This is a genomic window from Brevundimonas sp. UBA7506 (assembly GCF_002479495.1).
In the GTDB taxonomy this organism is placed as follows: Bacteria; Pseudomonadota; Alphaproteobacteria; order Caulobacterales; family Caulobacteraceae; genus Brevundimonas.
Window position 1 is genome coordinate 1 of the sequence record NZ_DLNQ01000003.1, and the last position, 23,193, is coordinate 23,193.

The window sequence follows — 23,193 nt, forward strand, 5'->3', positions numbered from 1 at the left end:
CCAGCCGTCGTTGACTCCCAAGTTCCAGTTGGAACCGCGGGTCGACGACTCGGTGTTGATGTCGTCGATGATGTGGTAGCCGGCGTCCAAGGCGCCGTCCCAGCCGTCCGGCTCAGCCGAAGCGGCGCCAGCCGACAGGGCCAGAGCCGCCGCCGCGCTAGATGCCAGGATCAAACTCTTGACGCGCATGGATGCGGCCCTCCGAGATCTGTTGTTCGTGGACGACGGATACGTCGCCTACCCCACTCCCTATCAGCGTTGCCGTGGGCGGTCGAGCGCGAAACGCCCGATTTACCGAAGGTTGCAACACACCGTGGCCGACGGGCTACAGGATTTAACAGCACGTTAAGGCGCGCGTTGCCCGCTGATAGGAACTTGACCTGCGCCCCGCCCTGTCGTCCACATCGCCCGAACGTTCGCCCCTCGGGATTTCATGACTTCTATCTGCATCGACGGCTTCAACCTGGCCCTGGCCAAGGGGACGGGCATCGCGACCTATGGGCGAAACCTGCTCGACAGCGCGCGCGCCGTCGGCTTCGGCACCCAGGTACTCTATGGTCCGACAGCGCGCCGCCGGGACGACAATCTGCTGAACGAAACCTCGCTGGTGGACGCCGAGCGCCCGCCACAACGGCTGAACCGGAAGCAAAAGGTCCAGCGATTCGCCGACACCTATATGTCGCGATACGGTCGAACCGCCCATTCCATCCTGCCTTCGGGCGAGGTGATCTGGCCGGCGCGATCCGGAGGGCGTCCCTCGGCCGATCGCTTCTGGGCCGCGCGCGACCTGTTCACCCACGCCAACCGCTGCTTCGCCGCCTATGGCAAGGAGACGCCGGTCGCGTTCGAGGCCACAGCCGCCGCCCCCGCGCCCGACGTGATGCACTGGACCGCCACCTTGCCGCTGCACGCACGCAAGGTTCCCAACATCTACACCATCCACGACCTGATCCCGCTGCGCCTGCCGCACACGACGCTGGACGACAAGGCGACCTATCGCGCCCTGTGCGACGCGATCGCGCGGCGCGCCGACCACATCGCCGTGGTCTCCGAAACCACCCGTCAGGACGTGATCCGCCTGCTGGGCGTCAGCGAAGATCGCGTCACCAACACCTATCAGGCCGTCAGCCTCCCCGAAAAGCTGACCTCACGCAGCCAGGCCGACGTCACTCTGGAGCTGGAAGGCGTCTTCAACCTGGGCTGGAAGGGCTATTTCCTCCACTTCGGCGCCATCGAACCCAAGAAGAACCTGGGCCGTATCGTCGAGGCCTATCTGGCCTCGGGCAGCCAGACGCCTCTGGTCATCATCGGCGGCCGCGCCTGGCTGGACGAGGGCGAGACCGCCCTTCTGAACCAGGTGAAGCGCGACGGCGGCCCCAGCGCCGACCGTATCCGCCAGTATGAGTACATGCCCTTCTCCATGCTGATCAGCCTGATCCGTGGCGCCAAGGCCACTCTCTTCCCCTCGCTTTACGAGGGCTTCGGCCTGCCGGTTCTGGAGTCTATGGCCCTGTCCACGGCCGTGCTGACCTCGACCGGCGGATCCCTGCCGGAAGTGGCGGGCGACGCCGCCGTGGTCGTCGATCCCTATGACGTTCAGGCCCTGACGCGCGGCATCCGGGCCCTGGACGCCGACGAGGGACTGCGCCTGGATCTGCAGGCGCTCGGCCTGATCCAGGCGGGCAAGTTCACGCCCGAAGCCTACCAGGTCCGCCTCAAGGACCTCTATGGCAAGGTCGGGGTCTCGGCGGCCTGAAATGACGACCGCCGCGACCACGCCAGACCGGCTCACCCACCTGCAGCGGCTTGAAGCCGAAAGCATCCACATCCTGCGCGAGGTGGCGGCCGAGTGCGCCCGCCCCGTGCTGCTCTATTCCATCGGCAAGGACTCGGCGGCCCTGCTGCATCTGGCCCGCAAGGCCTTCTATCCGGCGCCCCCTCCCTTCCCCCTGCTGCACGTGGACACGACGTGGAAGTTCCGCGCCATGTACGCCCTGCGCGACCGGATGGCGGCCGAGAGCGGCGCACGGCTGATCGTGCACCACAACCCCGAGGCCCAGGCGCAGGGAATCAATCCCTTCGACCATGGCTCCGCGGCCCACACCGACATGTGGAAGACGCAAGGGCTGAAGCAGGCGCTGGACCTGCACGGTTTCGACGCCGCCATCGGCGGGGCCCGCCGCGACGAGGAGGCCAGCCGCGCCAAGGAGCGCATCTTCTCCTTCCGCGGCCCCGGCCACCGCTGGGACCCACGCCGTCAGAGGCCGGAACTGTGGAGCCTCTATAATGCGCGGGTCGCGCCCGGCGAAAGCATGAGGGTCTTCCCCCTGTCTAACTGGACCGAGATCGACGTGTGGGAATATGTGGCGCTGGAAAACATCCCGGTCGTCGACCTCTATTTCGCCGCCGAGCGCCCCGTGGTCCGGCGCGACGGCGCCCTGATCGTGGTCGACGACGAGCGGATGCGGTTGGCCCCCGGCGAGACGCCCGAGATGATGTCTGTGCGGTTCCGAACCCTCGGCTGCTACCCCCTGTCGGGCGCCGTCGAGAGCACGGCCACGACCCTGGACGCCGTCATCGCCGAGATGCGCGCCTCGCGCAGCTCCGAACGTCAGGGGCGGCTGATCGACCGCGACCAGGCCGGATCGATGGAGAAGAAGAAGCAGGAGGGCTACTTCTGATGATCTCCACGACGCCTCGGCGCGACACCCTGCGCTTCATCACCTGCGGCTCGGTGGACGACGGCAAGTCGACCCTGATCGGCCGCCTGCTGCATGACGCCGGCGCCGTGCCCGACGATCAGGTCGCCGCCCTGCGCGACGCCGAGGGCCGACTGGACTTCTCCCTGCTGGTCGACGGCCTTCTGGCCGAGCGCGAACAGGGCATCACCATCGACGTGGCCTATCGCTACTTCTCGACGCCGCGTCGCCAGTTCATCGTCGCCGACACCCCCGGGCATGAGCAGTACACCCGCAACATGGCCACCGGCGCCTCGACCGCCGACGCGGCCGTGGTCCTGGTCGACGCGCGCAAGGGCGTGCTGACCCAGACACGGCGGCACAGCCATATCGTCTCCTTGCTGGGCGTGCGCCATGTCGTCCTGGCGGTGACCAAGATGGACATGGTCGCCTGGTCGCAGGACGCCTTCGACGCCATCGCCGCCGACTACCTCGCCTTCGCCGAGGCCGCCGGACTGCCCGCACCGACCGTCATTCCCGTGTCCGGCGTGACCGGCGACAACCTGGTCCGGCGCGGCGAAGCGGCCGAATGGTACGCGGGACCGACCCTGCTGGAAGTCCTGGAAGGCCTGCCGCCTATCGCCGAAACAGCCCGACCGTTCCGCATGGCGGTTCAGGGTGTGAATCGGCCCAACCTCGACTTCCGCGGCTATACGGGCCGCATCAACAGCGGCGTTGTGCGTGTCGGCGACGCGGTCGCCGTCTCGCCCTCGGGCGTTCGCTCGCATGTGGAGCGCATCGTCGTCATGGGCGGCGACCTGCCGCAGGCGCGGGCCGGCCAGTCCGTCACCCTGACCTTCACCGACGAGATCGACGTGTCGCGCGGCGACGTCCTAGCCGCCGCCGACGCGCCGCTGGAGGCGGCCGACCAGTTCGAGGCTACGCTCATCTGGATGGCCGAGGCGGAAATGGTCTCCGGCCGCGTCTATGACCTGAAGATCGGGGCGCGCACCGTCCCGGCCCAGATCACCGACATCCGTCACCGCGTGAACGTCAACACCCAGGAAAAGCTGGCGGCGCGTTCGCTGGCGCTGAACGACATCGGCGTCTGTCACCTGTCCCTGGGTCAGGACGTGGCCTTCGAGCCCTATGAGGTCGAGCGCGAGCTGGGCGCCTTCATCCTGATCGACCGGCTGACGCGGGCCACGGTCGGCGCAGGCATGATCCGCTTCGCACTGCGTCGCGCCCACAACATCCATCGCCAGGCCATCAAGGTGGATCGCAATCAGCGCGCGGCGCTCAAGGGCCAGAAGGCCGCCGTGGTCTGGCTGACCGGCCTGTCGGGGTCCGGCAAGTCCACCATAGCCAACCTGGTCGAGGAGCGGCTGACGGCGGAGGGGCGGCACGCCTATCTGATCGACGGCGACAACCTGCGGCACGGCCTCAGCCGCGACCTGGGCTTCACCGAGGCCGACCGGGTCGAGAACATCCGGCGGGCGGCCGAGGTCGCGCGCATGATGGCCGACGCCGGCCTGATCGTCCTGGTGTCGCTGATCTCGCCCTTCCGGGCCGAGCGCCAAATGGTTCGCGACATGATGCCGGACGACGAGTTCCTGGAAGTCTTCGTCGACGCGCCCCTCGCGGTGGCGGAGGCGCGCGACGTCAAGGGGCTCTACGCCAAGGCCCGCCGCGGCGAGATCGCCAACTTCACCGGCGTCAGCAGCCCCTATGAGCCGCCGACCGAGCCGGACCTGCACCTGCGCACCAACCAGATGAGCCCCGACGAGGCGGCGGAGGCCGTCATCGCCCGCCTGCGCGCCGCTCGAAGACTGACTGCATCGCCCCCGTTCGAGCAACCGCCGCTCACCTGAGCACGCCGCAAAACTTCCGCCATCCCAGGGCGAGATCGCTTGCGCTTGCGACGGCGCAAGCTATGGTCGCGGCGTGATCGCGCCCATGGTAAAGGCTGTTTTCACGCTCGATTTTCTCGCGCCCCGGCGCGCTTCAAATGCCCTGATGTTCGAACCCATCGTCCGCCATTTCCGAATCCTTGGCGCACTCATCATGCGCGAGATGGCGACGCGTTTCGGACGCGAAGGGCTGGGCTTCGCCTGGGTCGTCGGCGAACCCCTGATCTTCTGCTTCGGCGTTCTGATCCTCTGGGGCGTCACCAAGCCCGCCTATGAACACGGGGTGCGGCTCGCGCCCTTCGTCATGACCGGCTATATGTCGCTGATCCTGACCCGTCACATGATCGGTCTTCTCGGCGGCGCGCTCCAGGCGAACCTGGGGCTGCTCTATCACCGCCAGATCTCCGCGCTGCACATCTTCGGCGCGCGTATTCTGCTGGAACTGGGCGGGGCCACCGCCGCCTTCTTCATCGTCTATGTGGTGCTGTTCTGCCTCAAGCAGGTCGGCCTGCCCCACAACTATCTGCTGCTCTACGCTGGCTGGTTCCTGCTGGCCTGGATCTCTTGCGGCTTCGCCCTCATTCTCACGGGCCTCGCCATGCGCTATGAGACGTTCGAGCGCGTCGTGGGCCTGATCAGCTACATCCTGATCCCGGTTTCGGGCGTGTTCTTCATGGTGGCCTGGCTGCCGCCGGGGGTCCGCGACCTCTACCTCTACGTCCCCTTCCCGCATGGGGTGGAGATGATTCGGGCAGGCGTCTTTGGGGAATTCGTGCCGACCTACTACGATCCGCTCTACGCGCTCGCCGTGGGCTCCGTTTTCAATATTCTGGGTCTGGTGCTGATCGCCGGAGCCCGAGACCGCATCTCGGCTGAGTAAAAGACATCGTCCGACCATGAAACACATCACCCAGAAGACGAATGGCTGACACCAACCTGACCTATCTCGGCGCGGCCGAAGAACCGCGCATCGCGCCCAAGGCCAAGCCTTCGTGGCGCAAGCGGCTGCCGCTCGGTTTCCTGATCGTGGTAGGGATCCCCAGCCTGGTGGGCGGCGTCTATTACGGCCTGATCGCCTCGCCCCGGTACGTCTCGGAATCCCATTTCGTGGTCCGTTCGGCCAATTCGAGCCAACCCACCGGCCTGGGCATCGCCCTTCAGGGCGTCGGTCTGTCCACCGGGATGAACGACGCCTTCGCCGTGCACGAGTATCTGGACTCTCGCGACAGCCTGAAGGTCCTCCAGACGCGCTTCAACCTGAAGGCCATGCTCACCGGACCGAAGGTCGACTGGTTCTCGCGCACGCCGCGCCCGTGGGAGGGCACAAGCGAGGAAGCCCTGTACAAGGGCTTCAAACGCTACCTGACGGTCGGGTATGACGCCGCCTCGGGCATCAGCACCCTTCGGGTCGAGGCGTTCAGCGCCAAGGACGCGGCGACGATTAACGCCGCCATGCTGGATAGCGGCGAGGCCCTGATCAATCGCCTCAACGAACGCTCGGCCGCAAATGCGGTACGCGACGCTCGCGTCTCCTTCGACCACGCCCGCGCCGAGGTGGCCGCGTCGCAGCAGGCTCTTACCGCCCTTCGCAACAGCGCCCAGTTCATCGACCCTCGCGCCGCCGTGACGGAAACGACCGAGGTCGTGGCCGGCCTGCTGGTGACCATCGCCCAGCTGCGCGCCGATCGGGCGCAACTGGCGGCCGAAGCCCCCTCCAGCCCGCAATTGCCCATCCTTGACAGCCGGATCGCCGCCTATGAGCGGCAGGTCGCGGAAGCCCGCGCCAAGGCCACCGGCAGCGCCTCGTCGCTGGCGCCCAAGGTCGGCGCCTACGAGGACCTGGTGATGCGCCGCGAGATCGCGGACAAGGTCTTGGCCCAGGCCACCGCCGCCCTGCTGAACGCTGAACAGGAAGCACGTCGCCAGAAGCTCTACCTCGAACGCATCGTGGCGCCGAGCCAACCGGACAAGCCGACCCAACCCCGACGCTTCCTGGCCTTCCTGACCGTCTTCGCCTCGTCGCTGCTGGTTTACGCCGTGGGTTGGCTCATCTGGGCCGGCGTACGGGAGCACAGGCAGGACTGATGCAGACCCCCGAGGTTCCCGGTCTGCGCGTCATCGATGTCGGAAAGACCTACCACGGCGCCCGCAAGCCACTGTTCAAGAACATCAACTTTGATCTTGGCACGTCGGGGCGACTGGCGATTCTCGGCCGCAACGGTCAGGGCAAGTCCACCCTGATCAAGATGCTGGGCGGCGTCCTGCCCGAAACCGAGGGCCGGATCGAATGGCGGATGTCGTCGTCCTGGCCGATCGGCTTCGGCGGCGGCTTCCAGGGCAGCCTGTCGGGCCTCGACAACGTCCGCTTTCTCGCGCGCCTGTATGACCGCGACTACCACCAAATGCTGGAGCGGGTGGATGACTTCGCCGAACTGGGCAAGGCGTTGCGCGACCCGGTTAAGCACTACTCCTCGGGGATGCGCGCGCGTCTGGCCTTCGGCCTGTCGCTGGCCATTGAGTTCGACTGCTATCTGATCGACGAACTGGTCGCCGTGGGCGACGCTCGCTTCCAGCGCAAATGTCAGGAAGCCCTGTTTGAACACCGTGCGCACCGCGCCTTCCTGATGGCGTCCCACGACACCCATCTGATCGCCAACTATTGCGACCGCGCCCTGATCATCGAAGGCGGGCAGGCCAAGGTTTTCGATGACATCGGCGAGGCGGTCGAGGTCTATACCTGGTTGCGCGCCGCGTGAGTTCTTCTTCCTCTTCGCACGCGCGATGGATCGTCCTTCCGCCCTTCCGTCATGACGCCGCCTGGCGCACCGCCGTCGCGAGCGCCGCGGCTGAAGCGGGCCTGCGGCTTCACGACCTCGACGCCGACCCGCAAAACGCGCCCCTTGGCGACCCCAGGGCCCTCATCCTGACTGCGGATCCGCAACAGCCTCTGGCCGCCAGCGTGCCCGCCGAGGCCTTGGCGGGCCTGATCGCCGGACCGGGCATGCATCTGGACGGCGACGAGGCGCCCGACGCGATCCCTCCTCATATCGCCGTCTACACCGACCTGATGGGGCGGACCGATCTGTTGCCGGCCCATCGTCTGTTCCGCGCCGGCGACTTCGCCTCGGGCGCGATCGAAATCTTCCCGGGCCTGAAGCTTCATCGCCCGACGATCGCGCCTTCCAGGCCCTTGTCGCCTCGTCTGCAGGCCGTCACCGAGGCCGTCGCCCTGCTGGACCCGGCTTCGCCCAAGGCCGTTTGGACGCCGGATCTGTTCAACTATGATTCGCGCATCGTGCCGGGCGGGACGCGCGGCCAACTGGACCTGACCGGTCGCCCCCGCTTCATGATCACCGGACCCTACATCACCATGCCGCCGGGCCGGTGGCGCGCGACCTATCGCCTGACCTTCGACGCCAAGGGCAGCCGTCCGCGTTTCCGTGTCGATTGGGGCGGACAGACCGACTACTTGTCGGAAGAGTTCGTGCCCGGCCGGGCCGGCGTGTTCGAGATCGTTCAGGACTATGTCTGGACCGAACGCTCGGTTTGCGAGCTTCGGGTCGTAGTGCTGGAGGGCGTGTTCGACGGACGCATGACCTTCAGCGGCGCCGAGATCGAACGGATCGGCTAGAGCCGGCCCAGACGGGCCAGCCCCTGAGGGTCAGCCACCAGGGGCGCCCACCAGGCCTCGTTGTCGAGATACCACCGCACCGTGCGCTCCAGGCCCTGGTCAAGGTCGACCTTCGGCGCCCAGCCCAGTTCCGCGCGGATCAGGGCGGCGTCAATGGCGTAACGGCGATCATGGCCGGGACGATCATCGACCATCTGAATGCGATCCGCATAACGGCCGCCGCCCGGCGCGGGCCGCAACCGGTCCAGCACCGCACAGAGTGCATGAACCAGTTGCAGGTTGGTGCGCTCGGCGTCGCCGCCGACGGCATAGGTCCGGCCTGGCGCGCCGCGTTCCAGAATGTCGGCAAGCGCCCGGGCGTGGTCCTCGACAAACAGCCAGTCGCGCACATTGGCGCCGTCGCCATAGACCGGCAGGGTCTCGCCGCGCAGGGCGCGCAGGATCATGGTCGGGATCAGCTTCTCGGGAAACTGACGCGCGCCGTAGTTGTTGGAGCAGTTGCTGATGATGGTCGGCAGGCCGAACGTATGCCCCCAGGCCCGGACCAGATGATCCGAGGCCGCCTTGGACGCCGCATAGGGCGAGCGCGGATCATAGGGACTGGTTTCCGAGAACCGCCCCTCCTCGCCCAGCGAGCCGAAAACCTCGTCGGTCGAGACGTGCAGGAAGCGGAAGGCGTCGGCAGCCTCGCCCGACAGGCCGCGCCAGGCGGCCAGGGCCTGATCCAGCAGCACCTGGGTTCCCACGACATTGGTGCGCACGAAGACGGCAGGGCCGTCGATCGAGCGGTCGACATGGGTCTCGGCGGCCAGATGGGCCACCGCCTCGGGCTGGAAATCAGCAAAGACCGCAGCGACCGTCGTCGGATCGGCGATGTCGGCGCGCACGAAGCTGTAAGCCGGGTCGCCTTCCAGTTCACTCAGAGACGCGGCGACCCCGGCATAGGTCAGCAGGTCCAGAACGCGGACCTCGTGGCCGCGCGCCAGCAGTTCGCGCGTCAGGGCCGAGCCGATGAAGCCGGCGCCGCCGGTCAGCAATATCCTCAACGCTCGTCTCCTTGGCCGCCGCCGAACAGGGCTAGCGGCTGATGCGGCCGAGGTCCACGACCGACAGCCTCATGGGGGTCTCGCCGTCGAAGGGCGTGTCCAGATCGCGCAGGCGCGGCCAGTTCCGATCGCGCTCGGCCAGCACGGCGTCGGCGGCCGCCACCGGCCAGGCGATGTTCAGGTCCGGATCGTTCCAGGCCAGACCCGCCTCATGCGCGGGCGCATAGGCGGCCGTGACCTTGTAGGCCACCTCGGTCCCGGGCTGCAGGGTGACGAAACCGTGGGCGAACGAGGGCGGCACGAACAGCTGGTCGCCGCTCTCGGCCGACAGCTCGACCGCGTGATGCTGGCCGAAGGTCGGCGATCCGGCGCGCAGGTCCACCACCACATCGAGGATGGCGCCGCGTACGCAACGCACCAGCTTGGCCTGGGCATAGGGCGGGTGCTGGAAATGCAGGCCGCGGACCACCCCGGCCGGCTCGGAGCGCGAATGATTGTCCTGCACGAAGTCGCAATCGATCCCAGCGGCCTGAAAGCGCGCGCGCGACCAGGTCTCGGAAAACCAGCCCCGCTCGTCCCCGTAACGCGGGGTCCGCAGCAGGACGACGTCGCCCGTCACGACCCCGCCGGAGCGGAAGGCTCGCTGGGCGCCGCCTGGGCCGTCATCAGCGTATAGGCCCGGTCCAGCGCGTCATTGCGCACGAACAGCAGACCGGACCGCGCCGGTTCGCGCTCCCGCTCCCAGGCGCCGGGATTGGTCCCGCCGTTCAGCGGCGCGCCGTAGAAGATATGGGCGCCGATCTGGCGCACGCGGGCCAGCCGCGAACCCCAGGAAGGACGCACATAGTTGGCGTGATAATTGACCGAGTTCTTGGGCAGCTGGCTGGCGGAGCGGCCCTCATAGACTTCGCGGGCGATGCGCTCGGCGCGGGCCCAGGCCACCGGGTTGATCGCGCGCCGTCCGATCGAGCCGTCGCAGGTGAAGGTGAACTGGCAGGTGCGGCTGTTGCGCTGATAGACGACCTCGCAGACCCGCTTGGGATAGGCGCGGTGGCGCGACCGGTTCAGCACCACCTCGGCGACCGCCGCCTGACCAGCCTCGCTCTCGTTGCGGGCCTCGTAATAGATGGCCTGGGTCAGGCACTCGAGGTCGTTGTCCGGCACGCGCGGCGGCGTCTTCAGATCCAGATAGGGCCGCGTATAGCCGGTCCGGCGCACGGACGGCGCGGCGTTCGCATTGACCGGCGGCGGGGCGAAGCTCGCGGCCGGCTCGGCGCGCGACGGTGTCGCAGCCATACGCGCGGCCGGGGCCGAAGGGCGGATCTCGGCCCGACGGCGCACCGGCGGCGGGGCGTCGGTCAGGCGAACGCCCTTGCCGTCCTTGATCATGGTCTGCAGGCGGACGTTGAGGCGCGCGCGGCGCTCCTTGTCGCTCTCGACCGGCGCTTCGACGGCGACGGCGGCGTAGGCGGGGATCGGCTTGACGGCGCCGGGTTCCGCCTGGGCGAAGCGGGCGTGATTGGCCAGGCCCGCCCAGACGGCGCACCCCAATCCCCCTGCGATCAGCACCGAGGCGACGCCGCGCATCGATCCCCCCAAACAAACTATGCGGTCTGCATACCAGCCGCGACCATCAGCGCCAAGCTGAGGCGTAGCCTGAACCGATTGGCAGGCGGCGCGGGAAGCCCTAGTAAGGGCCGGTCATGCAGACTGCCCGCCGCGCCGGCTTTTCCCTGATCGAAGCCCTGGTCGTCCTGGCGATCGGCGGCATGGCGCTGGCCGTCATCTTCTCCATCGGGATCAAGGCCGGCGACACGGGCTTCTCGCTCGGTCGACGAGCCATGAACGCCGCAGATCTGGACGTTTCCGTAAACGACGTCCGCGTCATCTTTCGCAGCACGGTTCTGATGCCGGCAAGAGCCTTCAGGGCGGAGGTGGATCAACCCGTGATCGGCTCCTCCGACGAACTGGAAATGGACGTCGTCATGGAAAGAGCCAACCAGTGCGCGCCGCAGGGGTGGGCGGGTCGCCTGAAATTGCGGATTGAACCCTCCCCGGAAGGCAGAGCCCTGTTCTGCATCCTGGGAACACGCCGCATCAAACTATTGCCCGCCAGTGCGGAAAGCGCCTTCTCGTATTCGACGGATAGAACCAACTGGAGCTCAAACTTCTCCAACGCCCCCTCACGCAATAGCGGGCTTGAAGAACTAAAAGCTGCTTCGGTGTGGATACGGTTCAACGGCGCATCAGCTGATATTGTCGAAATGGCGTCATCTGGCAGACCGGAAGCATGGATCAGGGCCGATGAAGGACTCTGAACCCACTTCTCACAAGAAACACGCCATCAATACGCGCCGAGGTTTTGCACTTCCCGCCGTATTGACCGTCACGGGCGTCGTCACGCTTATTTTTCTTGTCGCCATTACAGCGCTAGCCAGCCTGACGGCGGAAGCAGCCTCGGCGCGAGCGCGCGTCAGGTTCCTCCAAAGCGCCCTGACAGCGGAGGCGAACCTCACCTTCCTCGCGGTGACAGAGCCTATTCGTTCCAGCGCCATCGCGATCGGCGCCCCGCGTATCGTCGATTTGTTTTCTGGCGCAGAGGGCAACGCCTCAAATCTTGAACAAGGCTTCATTCAACTTGACGGTCGCCCCTACGCGTTTGACCGGTCCGGTAAAATGATCGTTCAGGTTCAAGATCAAGCAGGCCTGATCAACCTGGCGTCCCTGAGCGAAGAACAGCACACGAGATTGATGCAGGCCGTCGGCGTTGAAGATGCCGAAATACCTCGCCTGAGAGCCAGGTATCTCGATTACGTCGATCCTGACAATTTACGCCGGATAGATGGCGCGGAACAGCGAGACTACTCGGATACGTCTGCCGCGAACCGGCCCCTTAAAACACCAAACGAATGGCTATCCGTCATCGGAGCCAGAAACAGCGTTGACGCGAGCAGGTGGCGGAAACTGAGCCCTCACCTGGCGTCAGATCACACACTATTAAATGCGAACCTGAACACCTCGACCAAAGAGGCGATGGAAATCCTGTTTGGGTTGGACGAAAAACAATCGGAATCTGCAATAAACGCCAGATCAAAGCTTATGTTCAATAGCTTTTCAGATTTTGCCGCAGCGACTGGCGCCCGATATATTCCAGATGATGAAATATCATACGTCTTCCCGTCAGGAAGAATGATATTTACGATTAAAGACACCAGATCTGCGTGGACCTACCGGGGACGAATAATTTTGACGCCGGGCGGCCTTGAGCAGCCATTCTGGATCGATCAGACTGAATTGAAAGAGGCCCCCCGTCGGGCCGCGGCTGACACATCCGATGCAACTCAATTTCCTTACGCCCCGCGTTGAGCGGCTCAGCCATGACGGCGTGATCGACGTCGTTCACCCCGGCGGCGCCGTGGGAAGGATGCTGCGCCGGCCCGTGGTGCTGCTGGCCCGCGACCTGTGCGCCTTCGGCCTCTTCCAGACCGCCGCCCTGCCGCGCGGCCGCCGCCGGCAAGCGGCCACCCTGCACGCCCGAGTCGCCGCGCCCTATGTCCGCTCGGGCTCGTCCCTGAGCAAGGCCGGCGATGACTTCGGCGTCTGGTGGTGGGACGCGGACCGCGTCGATGCGCTTCTGGCGCCCCGCGCCATGACGGCCCGTCCTCTGATTAGCCCCGAGACCCTGGCCCAGCCACGCGGCGAGGGCTGGCGCATCGTCCGACTGAAGCTCGGCTATGAAGCCCAACTCTGGCGCGGTAAGGCCCTGGTCGCCTCGGCCTGGCGCCGTGAACGCTATGACCCCGCCGCCTGGTCCGCCTTCGTGCGGCTGCAGCGCGCCGCAGAGGTCGCGCCGGAAAACCCGCCTGCGCCCGCCGACCTGCCCATCGCCTTCGACAACCGCGAGGCCTTCGCGCTCGCGCCAGCCGAACTGACGCGCGAGCAACTGGCCTTGCTCGGCGGCGGCGGCGTGGCCTTCGCCTCGCTGTGCTTCGGAGCCTTCCTGTTTGGTCAGGGCTATCAGTTGTCCAAGGACACGGCGCAGGTCGAGTTGAAGACCGCCGAAATTCGCGCCGCCACCCCGCGCGCCGCCGCCGTGCGCAATCTGGACGCCAGCCAGAAGAAGCTGATCGCCTATCGCCAGATCGAGGAACAGACCAGTCCGCTGAGCGCCGCCGGCGCCGCCATCGGCATCCTGGCCTTCCACGACCTGACGCCGACCTCCGTGAACGCCGAGACCGAAATCCTTAGCTTCACCCTGCCCTACGCTGCGATCGACAAGATCGCGCCCCTGGTCGATGACTTGGAAAGTTCGGGCTATTTCCACGACGTCCAGCCGCGCACTGACGGCACGGCCCAGACCCTGACGCTGGAAATGAAGGTGCGCGAGGCCGCCCCGCCGCTGACGCCGGAACCCTGAGCCTTAAGGGGCCGCGCGCCCCTTGGCCGGCTCCGCCTGCAGCCGGATGAACCGGCAGGTCCCGTCATCCGTGCGGAGGGTCATGACCACCCGATCCTGATTGATCAGATTGGCGCTGACGGTCGAGCAGCCGCCGCCCTCGGCGATGTCCAGCGCGGGGGCCAGCGTATAGCGCCACGGCGAGCGCAATGTGAGCACCCGATCGTCCTCGGCCCCGGGCATGGAGGGATCGACGACCCGCAAAGGCACGCCCGTGCGGTTGGCCTCGCGACGCAGGTCGGACACCTGGCGCTGGAACTCGAAGAAGACCGCGTGGGACGTGGTCTGATCCAGCATTCGCGCCGTGGACGGCATGATGATGGCGGTGCTGAGAGCGAAGATCGCCAGCACCACCAGAACCTCGATCAGGGTATAGCCGCCCCGGGCGGGCCGGGGCGACCCAGGGTCAGCGGGCCTGATCGGAACTGACATCGGCGTTGGCGCCCTGACCGCCTTCGGCGCCGTCGGCGCCGTAGCTGATGACGCGGGCGCGGTTGTCCGGGGCCACATCGCTGGAGGTCGGCGCGGCGGGAGCGACGTAGATGTAGGGCCGCGCCCAGGGATCAGACGGCAGAGCCTTGTCCAGATAAGGGCCGGACCAGCCCGGCACGGTTTCGGCGTTGGCCTGCATCAGCAACCCCAGGCCCTCCTGCTCGGTCGGCAAACGGCCGATATCCAGACGCATGGTTTCCAGCGCCGCTTCCAGCGAACGGATCTGCAGACGGGCGGTCTGGGTCTTGGACTTGTCCAGTTGTGCGAACAGGCGCGGCCCCACAACCGCCGCGATCAGGGCAATGATCGACAGGACGACAAGGATCTCGAGTAGGCTGTAGCCTTCGCGGGATTTACGGCTGCGCTGATGCGACGAGGCAACGATCAGCGCAAAACGGTGACGGAGAGGGGAACGGCCGCAGTACATCAAACGATCGCCTTGGATTTCTAAGCTGTTATGGGCTTTTAACGGTTGCTATAGCTCACAGCACATGGGGGGTCGATGCACAATGCAGCCCCGTGCGCCTCAACACTGACACAGGACGCGTCTTGCAGGGCTTCTTCACTGACATGGTCGCTTCGACGCGCGCGTCGATCGAGACGCTGAAGGACCGGCTGCGCGCCACCACCATGCGCGAGCGCGTCCTGCTGGGCGGCCTGGTCCTGGGCGCCGCCGTTTATGCTCCGGTGGCCGCGCTGGAATGGCGCACGACCCAGGCGGACCGCTATATCGAAGCCCTGACTGAACAGTCGACCGCCCGCATGACCGCCAACGCCGCGCGGCGGGTGGCGGAGGGCGCCGCCGACCGTCTGGCGCTGGAGGACATGAACGGCTGGGGCTTCGAGGCGACCAACGCCGCCGTGGCCCAGGTGCTGATCGAGCAACGCCTGCTGGAGGCCGCGACCGCGTCGGGCCTGCCCAATCCGCGCATCACCACCAACACCAAGATCGAGGCCGTCGGCCCGACCCAGTGGCTGGAAGCCGAGGTTCAGTCGGACCTACGCTGGGGGCCCGCCTTCGCCTTCCTCGACAAGGTGGGCGAGTGGCCCGAAGGCTTCCGCGTCACGGCCTTCCGCTATGAAATCACGCCCTTCAACGGCGTCGTTGAACCCGGCGCAGCTCCGCCGGTGAACGGCAAGCTCCGCATCGGCCTGGCCTTCCCTGTGCGGGTCCCCGCCGCGGGAGCGGCGTCATGAAGCAGCTTCTGTGGCTGGCTCCGCCGCTAATGCTGGCGGCCGCCTTCCTGACCGGCGCCGCCTATCCCGGCCTGCCGGAGGAGCCCCCCGCCGTGGTGCGCGGCCAGTCGGCGCGTTCAGGGCTGGTCGTGCGTCCGGGCGAAAGCGCCGTGGGCGCCGTGGCCTTTCTGAAGACGCTGCGGTCCGACCCCCCGCCACCGCCTCCCCCGCCCCCGCCGCCCCCGCCTCCCCCGCCTCCCCCGCCGCCCGATGTGGCCGTGACCTTCAAGGCGGCGCTGCGCGGCGTCGAGCGCGACCCGGCCACCGGCCGTCAGCGCGTTCTGGTCGGCGACGCCTCGGGCGGCGTCGCGACCATCAGTGAAGGCGGCCGCTTCGGCGACGGCTGGCGCATAAGAAACATTTCGGCTGAGGCCGTGACCCTGGCCAAGGGACGCGAAACGCGCGTCGTCCGGGTGTTCGGTTGAGTATCGAGGAGAATGGCATGACGAACCTGACCGCGGGTCCCTCCGCCTTCCAGCGCCCTGCCGCGACCGCCCTGCGTCGTGCGGGCCTGCGCGCCGCCGTCTGTCTAGCGCCCATGGTCATCCTGGCCGGCTGCGCCGCCTTCCCCGAAATGAACACCACGGTGTCGCGCCCCGACACTCGGGTCGAAGGCGCGTCACAGGACGGCCTGATCGGCGGCGGCGTCAATGTGGATCGCGGCTCGCGCGCCCAGAACAACATCAGCACCCTGGCCGTCCCTGGTCCGCCCGCTCCCGCCGGTCCGACCCGCCTGCCGGCCACACCGGAGCAGATCGCGGCCCTGGTCTCGGACGAGATGGTGGACGCCAACCTGTCGCCCCAGTCGATCCCCCAGTTCGCCGCCACCGTCTTCGGCGGCGTGCTCAAGGTGCCCTTCACCCTGGCCCCCGACGTCGCCACCCGCAACGAGGTCATCGCCGGGGGCAGCGGCGGCCCGATCAGCAAGCGCGCCCTGTTCGCCCTGACCCAGCAGGCGCTGAAACAGTATGGCGTCGAGGTCTATGTCGACGGCGGCTTCGTCACCGTCGGGGCTTCGCCGCAAGGCGGCACGGGCACCGAAATCAACCGCAGCCGAAACCCGTCCCCGACGGCGGGTCGGGTGGTGCAATTCTACACGGTCCAGACCATCGAAGTGAACGTCCTGCAGAGCCTGCTGCAAGACCTCTACCCCAACCTGTCCGGCGCCCGGATCACCCCCGACGTGATGAACAACAGCCTGATCATTTCCGGCTCCGGCCGCGAGGTGGGCCAGGTGGTGCGCGCCCTCCGCGAGATCGACCAGCCGCGCTTCTCCGGCGCCGAGGTGTTGCGCGTCGAGCCCTCCTTCTGGTCCGCCGAGGCTCTGACCGAAGCCCTGAACCGCGTCCTCACGACTGAGGGCTATGTCGTGTCCACGGTCGATCGGACTGGGCGGGCGCTGGTCATCCTGTCCTTCCCCACGGCCAACCAGATCCTGATCTTCGGCCGTGATCCCGAAATCCTGGCCCGCGCCCGCTACTGGGCCGAAACCCTGGATCGGCCCGCGGCGCTCGGCGACAAGGCGTCCACCTTCGTCTATCAGGTCAAGAACACCGACGCCGCCTCGCTGGGCCAGCTGGCCATGGGTCAGACGCCGACGACGGCCCAGGCCCGCCCGCCGGTCGGCGTCCCCGGAACCCCGCCCGCCCAGGCCGGCAGCGGCGCCGGCGGCCAGCAGACCCCCGCACGGCAACAGGGCGCCAATGGCCAGGGCGGCGGCCAGTTCATGAACGGCCAGGTTCTGACCGATCCCATCGGCAACCGCATCATCTTCACCGGCACGGCGACCGAGTTCGCCCAGCTCCGTTCGCTGCTGACGACGCTGGACACGCCTGCGCCCCAGGTGGTGATCGAGGTCATGGTCGCCGAGGTCACCCTGAACGACAACACCAGCCTGGGCGTGCAGTTGTTCGGCACTGATGTGCGCGGTGACGGCACCCTCACCGGCAGTACGGAGGGCATCACGATCGGCAGCGGCGGCCTGCTGATGAGCTTCACAGGTCCCGACTTCCGCGCCCGGTTGAACGCCCAGGCCGGCAACAACCGCGTCAACATCCTGCAACGGCCGCAACTAGTGGCCCGCAGCGGCGGCCAGGCTCGCTTCCAGGTCGGCACCGACGTGCCGATCATCACCTCACAGCGCGCCAGCGACAATCAAAGCAATAACGGCACGGACATCCTGCAAAGCGTCCAGTATCGTCAGACCGGCGTCATCCTGGACCTGCAGCCCGTCGTCTATGGCGACCGGGTCGACATCACCATCAGCCAGGAAATCTCGGAAGTCGGCGATTCAGACAACCCCGCCATCGCCAGCCCGCCGATCCTGAATCGCAGCCTGACCACTCAGATCGCCATCACCGACGGTTGGACCGGCGTTCTGGGCGGCCTGATCAGCAACAACTACAGCAAGGTCAACACCGGCGTTCCCTTCATCAAGGACCTGCCAGTGATCGGTTCGGCCTTCCAGAACAACTCGGTCAAGGGCAACCGCACCGAACTGCTGATCCTGATCACGCCGCACATCCTGCGCGGCGACGAGGACATGGCCGACTACGCCGACCGCTACGCCAGCGACATGAACGCGGCCTTCCGCACCGGTCGCGGCTGGTCCTATACGCTGACGCCGTTCAACGTCGGCTATGGCGTGCGCGGCGTGGGCTTCGACCTGCCGTCGCCCAACCGACCGTCGGATCGCCGCGCCACGGAGCCGCAAGCGAGCCCCGTCCCCTCCGCGGCGGCCTCCCCCGCGCAGACCGAGCCGCAGAGCTAGCTTTCCAGCAGCCTCCGCCAGCCAACCCGGTCGAATACCAAGGGTGCAGGGGGCCTTCCCTGCGCCCTTTCGACCGCAACGGTGACCCGGTACAATTGCACCTCGAATGCGCCCTGGCCCGCCGGGAAGCCGGCGTTGACGCGGCGCTCGCCTCTGGGTTCAGCCGACCAGATCACGACGTCGCCGCCGGGCAACTCAATCCGCCCTTGCGGCTGCGCCATCGGATTGAGGCTACGCGTCAGGGCCAGGGCGTTCTCCTGAACCGCCACCTGTTCGATCGCCAGGGCCGCGCGCTGCTGGTTGCGCGTCATCTGAATCTGCAGCTCGAAGATGGCCATCAGGGTCATCGAAGCGATGGCCAGGGCCACCAGGGCCTCGATCAGGCTGAAGCCGTCGCGCCCCCGCCCACGCGTCCGCATCAGACGACGCCTTCGTAAACGCTCGACAGGGCCAGAACCAGCGACAGGGCCACGAAGCCGACGACGATAGAGATGATGCCGATGGCCATGGGCTCCAGCAGGGCCGTCATCCGTTTCATCCGGTCGCGCAGCCGCGCCTCGTAGTTGTCGGCCATGAAGCCGAACATGGCGCCGATGGCCCCCGACTTCTGACCCGCGCGCAGCAGGCTGAGGTCCATGGCTTCCAGCCTGGTGTGCGACCCCAGGGAGGCGTCCAACGTCATGCCGGCGCGCAGGTCGCTGTCCAACAGATCGAGGCCCTGACGAAAGGGCCCGATCGGCACCGCCGCCCGCGCCAGCGCCGCCGCCGACAGCAAGGGCACGCCGTTGTTCAGGGCGAATGCCGTCAGCCGCGCCCAGGACGCGACTTCGCGCGCCTGGATCACCGCCCCGACGACCGGCAGGCCGTGGGCCACGGTATAGGCCCGCTCGCGGAACGCCTTGTTCGTCACGATGAAGAAGATCGCGCCGACCAGCAGCAGAGCCGCAACCCCGACCACGCCCAGGTTGGCGTTGGCGAACTCCCCCGCCTCAAGCACCCAGCGCGACATGGCGGGGATGTTCTCGCGGTCGTCCCCGATCATGGTGGCGAAGCGCGGCACGACCTGGGTGAAGATGAAGCCGATGGCGGCCACGCCCGCGAAGCCGAGGAAGCCCGGATAGGTCATGGCGTTGGCGAAGTCGCGCTGCAGCCGGTCCTCATAGGCCATCTGCTCGGCGGCCTCCTTGAGCACGTCGGCGATACGGCCCGAGGCCTCGCCGACGCGGGCCATGGCGTAGACATAGTCGGGGAAGCCGGGAACGTGCTCCTCCAGAGCGTCGCCCAGCGAATCACCGCGCCGCAGGGCGCCGATGGCGGCCTGGAACTGGCGCTTGCCCTTGCGGGCCTGCATCCCCTGGGCGACCGTATCCAGCGCCTCCAGCAGGGAGACGCCCGCTTCCAGCATCAGGGCCATCTGACGCAGCACCAGCACCCGTTCGCCCGTCTTCAGGCCCCGTTCGCGCCCCTCGGCCTTGGCGGCGGCGGCGGGTTTGATGCGCACCACGGTCAGGCCGTCGGCGGCCAGGCGGCGCATGGCCACGGCCTCGTCGGCGGCGCCGATCAGCCCCTTGACCATCCGCCCGTCGCGACCGGCGGCCTCATACTGGAAGGTCAGGGTGTCGGTCATACGGCCGCTGGCGGGAAGAAGAGACGACGGACCATAGGATGGGTGATCCGTCCGACCAACAGGGGCTGCGGCGTGCTGCGGCGATAGGGATGGCCCCGAATGGCTTCATACTCGCGCCCATAGACGTCGCCCAGCGAGCCCTCGCCTTCATCGGCCGGGCGCCCGATCCCGCCCGCCTGGGTGGTGGCGCCATAGTGAAGCTGGTGGAAGGTGCCTTCGCCAATCAGCATGACCAGAGGCGCGCCGGCGTCCGCAACGGCCCGCTCGAAGAAGTCGTAGTTGGCGTAGCCGCCGCCCAGCGCCTTGAAGTTCTCGTCGAAACCGCCGAGGGCTTCGAACCTTTGGCGGCTCAGCACGAAGAAGGTCGTCTCCGGGGGCGCGACGAAGGCGCCCTCGCGATAGCTTTCGCCCAGGGCGCATATCTCGAACAGACGATAGCCCTCCGCGGGCCAGGCGATGTCGGCCAGAAGCCGATCCTCGACATCGCGATCATAGCCTTCCGTCACCGAGACCTGCTGCACCTTGGGCCCCAGATGGAAACCCAGGGTGGTGACGAAGGCGTCGGGGTGCAGACGCGAGGCCTCCAGCGCCGCCTTCATGACGCCGGGCGAGGCCATCCGGGCGCCGTCGATGACGACCGCGATCAGTTCGCCCTTCGCCAGGGCGGCGGCGCGGTTGATGGCGCGGCAGGGCGACACGCCCCCGTCATCGACCCGCAGAACCGTGACGTCTGCGTCAGCGGGGAACCAGTCGCGTCGCACGGGCTCGGCCGAGCCGTTGTCGGCGACGATGACCTGAACATCCTCGGGCCTCATCCCGATCTGGTAGGGTGCCAGCAGCGACTCCACCGTCCGGGGCAGTTCGCGGCCCATGTCGAAGCCGACGACGATGACCGAAACCAGCGGCGTCATGCCGCCAGCTCCTGCAGCCGGTGCCACAGATCAGCGTGGCCGGCAGGAACCTCGCCCTCGGCTTTCTGATGGTTCAACTCGGCCTCACGGAAAGGCATGGGCCGCGCCGCATCCATACCCAGACGCGCCGCAGCCTCGCGGACACGGGCCTCATAGTCCGGCGCGTCATAGTCGATGACGTCGAAGGCGATCTGATCGCGCCAGCGGATCAGGGCGCGATTATAGGTCGCCCAGATGCCCAGGCCGCGCGACTGGTCATAGGCGTTGCGCGCCGTCAGCGACCCGGCCACGGCCAGAGGATGGCGGATCGAGCCGATCAGTTTGAGATCAGGCAGAACCTCGAACCAGCCGTCCAGCAGCACGGTCGCGCGTGGGTCCTTGAACCCCCAGGGCAGCGGCAGGGCGTCATAGTCGGCCAGAACCGCCTTCAGATCGGCGCGCTCCTGGGCCGTCCAGGCCACGGGCTCGGTCGGCGGATTGTCCCAGGCCGCGCCGACCCGCGCCAGAACGACGTCATGCACCGGCCAGAAGCGCGGGTTCTCGCGATTGCCCTTCTTGTTGTGGGGAGCGGAGGTGACCACGTCGCCCAGGCTGAGGCCCAGGTCCTCCAGACAGCCCGCCAGGCAGGAGGTTCCCGAACGGTGCATGCCGATGACGGCGACAGGCGGCAGACTCATTCACCGGCTCCGGCGATTCGATAGACTTCGGACAGGGCCGTCTCGCCGCGTCGCGCCTTCAGGAAGCCGTCGTCGGCGAAGCTGAGGAAGCCCTCGCTGCGGGCGGCGGCGGTCAGCTGGTCCTCATCGGCCGAGGCGCGCATCCCGGCGATGATGGCCGGCGACATGGGGGCCAGTTCATAGACGCCGACGCGACCGCGGAAGCCGCTGCCGCCGCACTTGGCGCACCCGACCGGCTCGCGCCAGGCAGCGGGCTCGCGCTTGGCGACGGCGCGCAGGTGGGCCGGGATGGCCATCTCATGGATCTTGGCCTCGGCGGCGGTCGAGGGACGGGCGCAGTCGCCGCACAGGCGACGAATCAGGCGCTGCCCCGCCACGCCGCGCATGACGTCGGCCAGCAGATAATCCTCGATGCCCAGATCCAGCAGACGCGGAATGGCGGCCAGGGCGGTATTGGTGTGGACGGTCGAGATGACCATGTGGCCGGTCAGGGCGGCCTGGACGGCGATTCGCGCCGTCTCCGGGTCGCGGATTTCACCGATCATGATCACGTCGGGGTCCTGGCGCAGGATGGAGCGCAGGCCGGCGGCGAAGGTCAGCCCGATCTCGGAGCGCACCCGCACCTGGATGACGCCGGGCAGGTCCAGTTCGACCGGGTCTTCGACCGTGATGATCTTGCGCTCGCCGTCATTCAGGTGGGTCAGCAGGCGATAGATGGTGGTGGTCTTGCCCGAGCCGGTCGGGCCGGTGATCAGGAAGACGCCGTTGGGGTGTTCGGCCAGACGCAGGAAGCCGGCTTCCTGCTCGGGGCTGACGCCCAGTTCGGACAGCTGCGGCAGGCGGCTGGTCTTGCCCAGCAGACGCAGGACGATGGACTCGCCCCAGGAGCACGGCAGGGTCGAGACGCGCAGATCGACCTCCTGCCCCGAGACGCGGATCGACTGGCGGCCGTCCTGCGGCAGGCGGCGCTCACCAATGTCCATGCCGCTGAGCAGCTTGATGCGCGAACAGACGGCGTCGAAATTGGAGCGCGGGGCGCTGCGGGCCGTGGTCAGGACGCCGTCGATCCGCATACGGACGAGGAAGCGGTCCTCATAGGGTTCGACGTGAACGTCGGAGGCGCGCCGCGTCAGGGCCTCGGCGAAGACGGCGTTGACGAAGTCGATGGTCGGCGCTTCCTGCGCCAGTTCGCGCAGGCGGGCGGCGTCGGCGCCGGCCCCGCCGGAGCCCATATCGAGCGCCGGGGCGTGGTCGCGGCTGAGATCCTCGGTGAGGGCTTCGATCAGCGAGCGCTGGGCCAGCAGGAAGACGACAGGCTCCGCGGTCGCCTGACTGATTCGCTCGGCCAGGGCGGGGTCCATCGGCTGGACGGCGGCGCAGAGGATGCGCGAGGCCCCCTCTTCGCCCTCGCGCCAGGCCACGGCCTCGCGTTCGGCCCACCAGCCCAGGGGCGAGCGAATCTCGTCGAGGAAGGTCGAGATGCGCTCCGGCGCGGGCCCGTCCTCGGGCAGCAGGACCGCCAGGCCCAGCTGCTCGGAAAGAACGTCGAGAAGCTGGGCTTCGGACAGGGCGCCGAGACGCACCAGGTTGAGCCCGATCAGGCCGCCGTTCTGCGCCTGCAGCGACAGGGCGTTGGCGATGTCGGCGGGGCGCACCAGGCCGCGCTCGACCAGCACCTCGCCGAGACGGCGCGCGACGGGACTGAGATTGACGGCCGTAGACAGGGTCACGAGGGGGAGGTTCCGTCGACGAAATCAGG

Annotated in this window: 23 protein-coding genes and 1 pseudogene; 13 read left to right on the forward strand and 11 right to left on the reverse strand. The window is 67.6% G+C overall.

What is annotated here, in order from left to right:
- Window positions 1–189: pseudogene (locus B3K53_RS01220) on the reverse strand (cell envelope biogenesis protein OmpA); the annotation flags it as partial.
- Window positions 190–433: 244 nt separating this feature from the next.
- Between B3K53_RS01220 and B3K53_RS01225 the strand changes: the two are divergent.
- From B3K53_RS01225 to B3K53_RS01255, 7 genes are all read left to right on the forward strand, one after another.
- Window positions 434–1,756: a glycosyltransferase family 4 protein gene (locus B3K53_RS01225; RefSeq protein ID WP_292082186.1), complete on the forward strand. Its 1,323-nt coding sequence runs from the start codon at window positions 434–436 to the stop codon at window positions 1,754–1,756.
- Window positions 1,728–2,681, forward strand: coding sequence for a sulfate adenylyltransferase subunit CysD (gene cysD, locus B3K53_RS01230; protein WP_292082188.1), 954 nt, complete (start codon window positions 1,728–1,730; stop codon window positions 2,679–2,681). Before B3K53_RS01225 ends, cysD begins: the two co-directional genes overlap by 29 nt.
- The gene (gene cysC, locus B3K53_RS01235; protein ID WP_292082190.1) at window positions 2,681–4,549 is read left to right on the forward strand and encodes an adenylyl-sulfate kinase; all 1,869 of its coding nucleotides are present in this window, start codon (window positions 2,681–2,683) and stop codon (window positions 4,547–4,549) included. The genes cysD and cysC overlap by 1 nt, the downstream gene beginning before the upstream one ends.
- A gap of 145 nt (window positions 4,550–4,694) precedes the next feature.
- On the forward strand, window positions 4,695–5,468 hold the full coding sequence (locus tag B3K53_RS01240; RefSeq protein WP_292082192.1) for an ABC transporter permease: 774 nt from the start codon (window positions 4,695–4,697) through the stop codon (window positions 5,466–5,468).
- Window positions 5,469–5,509: 41 nt separating this feature from the next.
- Window positions 5,510–6,673: a chain-length determining protein gene (locus B3K53_RS01245; protein WP_292082194.1), complete on the forward strand. Its 1,164-nt coding sequence runs from the start codon at window positions 5,510–5,512 to the stop codon at window positions 6,671–6,673.
- Window positions 6,673–7,344, forward strand: a complete 672-nt coding sequence (locus B3K53_RS01250; RefSeq protein WP_292082196.1) for an ABC transporter ATP-binding protein — start codon at window positions 6,673–6,675, stop codon at window positions 7,342–7,344. Before B3K53_RS01245 ends, B3K53_RS01250 begins: the two co-directional genes overlap by 1 nt.
- Window positions 7,341–8,219, forward strand: a complete 879-nt coding sequence (locus tag B3K53_RS01255) for a hypothetical protein (RefSeq protein WP_292082198.1) — start codon at window positions 7,341–7,343, stop codon at window positions 8,217–8,219. The genes B3K53_RS01250 and B3K53_RS01255 overlap by 4 nt, the downstream gene beginning before the upstream one ends.
- Here the strand turns inward: B3K53_RS01255 and rfbB are convergent.
- The 3 genes from rfbB to B3K53_RS01270 are packed head-to-tail and all read right to left on the reverse strand — an operon-like array spanning window position 8,216 to window position 10,852.
- The gene (gene rfbB, locus B3K53_RS01260; protein ID WP_292082200.1) at window positions 8,216–9,265 is read right to left on the reverse strand and encodes a dTDP-glucose 4,6-dehydratase; all 1,050 of its coding nucleotides are present in this window, start codon (window positions 9,263–9,265) and stop codon (window positions 8,216–8,218) included. The genes B3K53_RS01255 and rfbB overlap by 4 nt on opposite strands.
- A 31-nt stretch (window positions 9,266–9,296) precedes the next feature.
- The gene (gene rfbC, locus B3K53_RS01265) at window positions 9,297–9,884 is read right to left on the reverse strand and encodes a dTDP-4-dehydrorhamnose 3,5-epimerase (protein WP_292082203.1); all 588 of its coding nucleotides are present in this window, start codon (window positions 9,882–9,884) and stop codon (window positions 9,297–9,299) included.
- Window positions 9,881–10,852 (reverse strand): cell wall hydrolase, encoded by a 972-nt coding sequence (locus B3K53_RS01270; protein WP_292082206.1) that lies wholly within the window; start codon window positions 10,850–10,852, stop codon window positions 9,881–9,883. Before B3K53_RS01270 ends, rfbC begins: the two co-directional genes overlap by 4 nt.
- Window positions 10,853–10,968: 116 nt before the next feature.
- On the opposite strand from B3K53_RS01270, the gene B3K53_RS01275 reads away from it, so the two are divergent.
- From B3K53_RS01275 to B3K53_RS01285, 3 genes are read left to right on the forward strand one after another with little or no spacing between them, the layout of a single operon-like run.
- Window positions 10,969–11,583, forward strand: a complete 615-nt coding sequence (locus B3K53_RS01275) for a prepilin-type N-terminal cleavage/methylation domain-containing protein (protein ID WP_292082209.1) — start codon at window positions 10,969–10,971, stop codon at window positions 11,581–11,583.
- Complete coding sequence (locus B3K53_RS01280) at window positions 11,570–12,631, forward strand: general secretion pathway protein GspK (protein ID WP_292082211.1); 1,062 nt, start codon at window positions 11,570–11,572, stop codon at window positions 12,629–12,631. The genes B3K53_RS01275 and B3K53_RS01280 overlap by 14 nt, the downstream gene beginning before the upstream one ends.
- On the forward strand, window positions 12,600–13,682 hold the full coding sequence (locus tag B3K53_RS01285) for a hypothetical protein (protein WP_292082213.1): 1,083 nt from the start codon (window positions 12,600–12,602) through the stop codon (window positions 13,680–13,682). Before B3K53_RS01280 ends, B3K53_RS01285 begins: the two co-directional genes overlap by 32 nt.
- A 3-nt stretch (window positions 13,683–13,685) precedes the next feature.
- Here B3K53_RS01285 and B3K53_RS01290 read toward each other — a convergent pair whose 3' ends face one another.
- Window positions 13,686–14,153, reverse strand: coding sequence for a pilus assembly FimT family protein (locus tag B3K53_RS01290; protein ID WP_292082215.1), 468 nt, complete (start codon window positions 14,151–14,153; stop codon window positions 13,686–13,688).
- Window positions 14,128–14,640: a type II secretion system major pseudopilin GspG gene (gspG, locus tag B3K53_RS01295; protein WP_292082217.1), complete on the reverse strand. Its 513-nt coding sequence runs from the start codon at window positions 14,638–14,640 to the stop codon at window positions 14,128–14,130. The genes B3K53_RS01290 and gspG overlap by 26 nt, the downstream gene beginning before the upstream one ends.
- Window positions 14,641–14,732: 92 nt before the next feature.
- Here gspG and B3K53_RS01300 point away from each other — a divergent pair, with 92 nt between their 5' ends.
- The 3 genes from B3K53_RS01300 to B3K53_RS01310 are packed head-to-tail and all read left to right on the forward strand — an operon-like array spanning window position 14,733 to window position 18,219.
- Window positions 14,733–15,410: a hypothetical protein gene (locus tag B3K53_RS01300; protein WP_292082219.1), complete on the forward strand. Its 678-nt coding sequence runs from the start codon at window positions 14,733–14,735 to the stop codon at window positions 15,408–15,410.
- Complete coding sequence (locus tag B3K53_RS01305) at window positions 15,407–15,874, forward strand: hypothetical protein (protein ID WP_292082221.1); 468 nt, start codon at window positions 15,407–15,409, stop codon at window positions 15,872–15,874. Before B3K53_RS01300 ends, B3K53_RS01305 begins: the two co-directional genes overlap by 4 nt.
- Before the next feature lie 17 nt (window positions 15,875–15,891).
- Complete coding sequence (locus B3K53_RS01310) at window positions 15,892–18,219, forward strand: secretin N-terminal domain-containing protein (protein WP_292082223.1); 2,328 nt, start codon at window positions 15,892–15,894, stop codon at window positions 18,217–18,219.
- On the opposite strand, the gene B3K53_RS01315 is transcribed toward B3K53_RS01310, so the two are convergent.
- The 5 genes from B3K53_RS01315 to B3K53_RS01335 are packed head-to-tail and all read right to left on the reverse strand — an operon-like array spanning window position 18,216 to window position 23,164.
- A complete protein-coding gene (locus B3K53_RS01315) occupies window positions 18,216–18,638 on the reverse strand; it encodes a prepilin-type N-terminal cleavage/methylation domain-containing protein (RefSeq protein ID WP_292082225.1) in 423 nt (140 codons plus the stop codon). The two genes, B3K53_RS01310 and B3K53_RS01315, sit on opposite strands and share 4 nt — an antisense overlap.
- Window positions 18,638–19,846, reverse strand: a complete 1,209-nt coding sequence (locus B3K53_RS01320) for a type II secretion system F family protein (RefSeq protein WP_292082227.1) — start codon at window positions 19,844–19,846, stop codon at window positions 18,638–18,640. Before B3K53_RS01320 ends, B3K53_RS01315 begins: the two co-directional genes overlap by 1 nt.
- The gene (locus tag B3K53_RS01325; protein ID WP_292082229.1) at window positions 19,843–20,757 is read right to left on the reverse strand and encodes a glycosyltransferase family 2 protein; all 915 of its coding nucleotides are present in this window, start codon (window positions 20,755–20,757) and stop codon (window positions 19,843–19,845) included. Before B3K53_RS01325 ends, B3K53_RS01320 begins: the two co-directional genes overlap by 4 nt.
- Entirely contained in the window at window positions 20,754–21,434 is a 681-nt protein-coding gene (locus B3K53_RS01330; protein WP_292082230.1) for a hypothetical protein, read from the reverse strand. Before B3K53_RS01330 ends, B3K53_RS01325 begins: the two co-directional genes overlap by 4 nt.
- Window positions 21,431–23,164: a GspE/PulE family protein gene (locus B3K53_RS01335; protein WP_292082232.1), complete on the reverse strand. Its 1,734-nt coding sequence runs from the start codon at window positions 23,162–23,164 to the stop codon at window positions 21,431–21,433. Before B3K53_RS01335 ends, B3K53_RS01330 begins: the two co-directional genes overlap by 4 nt.
- Window positions 23,165–23,193: the final 29 nt, after the last annotated feature.

What these genes read in the sequence shown, in the direction of transcription:
- cysD (WP_292082188.1), top strand. Translation starts at nt 1,728, where the DNA reads ATGGCAAGGTCGGGGTCTCGGCGGCCTGAAATGACGACCGCCGCGACC.
- gspG (WP_292082217.1), bottom strand. Translation starts at nt 14,640, where the DNA reads ATGTACTGCGGCCGTTCCCCTCTCCGTCACCGTTTTGCGCTGATCGTT.
- B3K53_RS01270 (WP_292082206.1), bottom strand. Translation starts at nt 10,852, where the DNA reads ATGCGCGGCGTCGCCTCGGTGCTGATCGCAGGGGGATTGGGGTGCGCC.
- B3K53_RS01225 (WP_292082186.1), top strand. Translation starts at nt 434, where the DNA reads ATGACTTCTATCTGCATCGACGGCTTCAACCTGGCCCTGGCCAAGGGG.
- B3K53_RS01325 (WP_292082229.1), bottom strand. Translation starts at nt 20,757, where the DNA reads ATGACGCCGCTGGTTTCGGTCATCGTCGTCGGCTTCGACATGGGCCGC.
- B3K53_RS01285 (WP_292082213.1), top strand. Translation starts at nt 12,600, where the DNA reads ATGCAACTCAATTTCCTTACGCCCCGCGTTGAGCGGCTCAGCCATGAC.
- B3K53_RS01310 (WP_292082223.1), top strand. Translation starts at nt 15,892, where the DNA reads ATGACGAACCTGACCGCGGGTCCCTCCGCCTTCCAGCGCCCTGCCGCG.
- B3K53_RS01240 (WP_292082192.1), top strand. Translation starts at nt 4,695, where the DNA reads ATGTTCGAACCCATCGTCCGCCATTTCCGAATCCTTGGCGCACTCATC.
- B3K53_RS01330 (WP_292082230.1), bottom strand. Translation starts at nt 21,434, where the DNA reads ATGAGTCTGCCGCCTGTCGCCGTCATCGGCATGCACCGTTCGGGAACC.
- B3K53_RS01305 (WP_292082221.1), top strand. Translation starts at nt 15,407, where the DNA reads ATGAAGCAGCTTCTGTGGCTGGCTCCGCCGCTAATGCTGGCGGCCGCC.
- cysC (WP_292082190.1), top strand. Translation starts at nt 2,681, where the DNA reads ATGATCTCCACGACGCCTCGGCGCGACACCCTGCGCTTCATCACCTGC.
- B3K53_RS01320 (WP_292082227.1), bottom strand. Translation starts at nt 19,846, where the DNA reads ATGACCGACACCCTGACCTTCCAGTATGAGGCCGCCGGTCGCGACGGG.
- B3K53_RS01245 (WP_292082194.1), top strand. Translation starts at nt 5,510, where the DNA reads ATGGCTGACACCAACCTGACCTATCTCGGCGCGGCCGAAGAACCGCGC.
- B3K53_RS01250 (WP_292082196.1), top strand. Translation starts at nt 6,673, where the DNA reads ATGCAGACCCCCGAGGTTCCCGGTCTGCGCGTCATCGATGTCGGAAAG.
- B3K53_RS01275 (WP_292082209.1), top strand. Translation starts at nt 10,969, where the DNA reads ATGCAGACTGCCCGCCGCGCCGGCTTTTCCCTGATCGAAGCCCTGGTC.
- B3K53_RS01315 (WP_292082225.1), bottom strand. Translation starts at nt 18,638, where the DNA reads ATGCGGACGCGTGGGCGGGGGCGCGACGGCTTCAGCCTGATCGAGGCC.
- B3K53_RS01290 (WP_292082215.1), bottom strand. Translation starts at nt 14,153, where the DNA reads ATGTCAGTTCCGATCAGGCCCGCTGACCCTGGGTCGCCCCGGCCCGCC.
- B3K53_RS01280 (WP_292082211.1), top strand. Translation starts at nt 11,570, where the DNA reads ATGAAGGACTCTGAACCCACTTCTCACAAGAAACACGCCATCAATACG.